This window comes from Salipiger mangrovisoli (assembly GCF_015223355.1).
In the GTDB taxonomy this organism is placed as follows: Bacteria; Pseudomonadota; Alphaproteobacteria; order Rhodobacterales; family Rhodobacteraceae; genus Salipiger; species Salipiger mangrovisoli.
On sequence record NZ_JADFFK010000086.1, the window covers coordinates 1 to 1,650 of the forward strand.

General features: G+C 65.5%; 3 protein-coding genes. 2 read left to right on the forward strand and 1 reads right to left on the reverse strand.

Going from position 1 to position 1,650, the window contains the following annotated elements:
* Positions 1–175 precede the first annotated feature (175 nt).
* A complete protein-coding gene (locus IQ782_RS29545; RefSeq protein ID WP_240989680.1) occupies positions 176–529 on the reverse strand; it encodes a proline racemase family protein in 354 nt (117 codons plus the stop codon).
* Here IQ782_RS29545 and IQ782_RS29550 point away from each other — a divergent pair.
* The gene (locus IQ782_RS29550) at positions 528–785 is read left to right on the forward strand and encodes a hypothetical protein (RefSeq protein WP_240989681.1); all 258 of its coding nucleotides are present in this window, start codon (positions 528–530) and stop codon (positions 783–785) included. The two genes, IQ782_RS29545 and IQ782_RS29550, sit on opposite strands and share 2 nt — an antisense overlap.
* Positions 778–1,500 carry an amino acid ABC transporter ATP-binding protein gene (locus tag IQ782_RS29555; protein WP_194138232.1) on the forward strand — a complete coding sequence of 241 codons (723 nt, stop codon included), beginning with the start codon at positions 778–780 and terminating at the stop codon, positions 1,498–1,500. The genes IQ782_RS29550 and IQ782_RS29555 overlap by 8 nt, the downstream gene beginning before the upstream one ends.
* Positions 1,501–1,650: the final 150 nt, after the last annotated feature.

The window sequence follows — 1,650 nt, forward strand, 5'->3', positions numbered from 1 at the left end:
CTCGTCCTCGCATCATTTTGCGGGGAGAGTGACATTCCTGAATTGTTCATGGGTGACATTTTAGCTTTGCTGCTACACGCGGAAGGGCCGCGTAATGAGAGTTATGTAAAAATGCCGCAAGAAGGCGCCGCCCCATGGTCTCGCGGGGCGGCAAGGGCCGGTCTTGGTAGCGCGGCTACTGCTTCAGCGTCGGCGTCACACCCCAGGTGTCGGACAGCATGTAGCCGCTTTGCCAGGGGTCTTCCGGATCCAGCAGGTAGGAATGCTGCCCGGTGATCCATGCCCGGCCGGTGATCTGCGGAATGATCGTCGTGCGGCCGTCCTTCTCGACCACGTCGAGGATCTTGCCCACGAAGCGCGAGCCGATGATCGACGCATGGATCAGCTCGTCGCCGGTCTTCATCAGGCCCTTGGCCTGCAGCACGGCCATGCGCGCCGAGGTGCCGGTGCCGGTCGGCGAGCGGTCGGACCGGCCCGCCACCACCCGCCGCGCCGCGCGTTCGCTCGGCATGAGCTGGGGGCAAGACATGCGCTACATCGTCATGCCGCTGGCCACCCGCGTCGCCCTGCCGTCGTGGATCGGCCTCGCGCTCGGGGTCATGAAGGACTCGGCGCTGGTCTACGTGGTGCAGGTCACCGAGCTTCTGAAGTCGACGCAGATCCTCATCACCCGCCTGCAGGAGCCGATGTTCCTGCTGCTGCTCTGCGGCGCCTTCTACTTCATCATCAGCCTTCCGCTGGCCCGGTTCGGCGGCTATCTCGAGAAAAGGTGGTCCAATGATTGAGATCCAGAATGTCCGCAAATCCTTTGGCCAGATGGAGGTTCTCAAGGGCATCGACCTGACCGTCGCCAAGGGCGAGGTGCTGACCGTGATCGGCGGCTCGGGGTCGGGCAAATCGACGCTGCTGACCTGCATCAACGGGCTCGAGCCGATCGACAGCGGCAGGATCCTGGTGGATGGCACCGAGGTGCACGCCAAGTCCACCAACCTCAACAAGCTGCGGCAGAAGATCGGCATCGTGTTCCAGCAGTGGAACGCCTTCCCGCATCTGACCGTGCTGGAGAACGTCACCCTGGCGCCGCGCAAGGTGCTGGGCATGTCGAAGGGTGAGGCCGAGGCGATTGCCGAGAAGCAGCTGCGCCACGTCGGGCTGGGCGACAAGCTGAAGACCTTCCCGACCCGGCTTTCGGGTGGCCAGCAGCAGCGCATGGCGATTGCCCGCGCGCTCGCCATGTCGCCCGACTACATGCTCTTCGACGAAGTCACCTCGGCGCTCGACCCGCAGCTCGTGGGCGAGGTGCTGGAGACGCTGAAGATGCTGGCCGAAGAGGGCATGACGATGATCTGCGTCACCCACGAGATGGCCTTTGCCCGCGACGTGTCGAACCGGGTGGCCTATTTCCACAAGGGCGTGATGGCCGAGATCGGCGCGCCCGAGCAGATCTTCGGCGCGCCGCAGGAAGAGGTCACCCGGCAGTTCCTCGCCAGCGTGCGCTGAGGCCGGTCCGCGCCTTTGCGGTTTTCCGGGGTGGGATCAGCCGTCCAGCGCGGCGAGCCCCTCGGCCTCGAAACGGTCGAGCTGCGCCATCTCGGCCGCGGTCAGCGCGATGCCCTCCGACAGCGCCCTGGCGCGGGCGGCGAAGCGGCG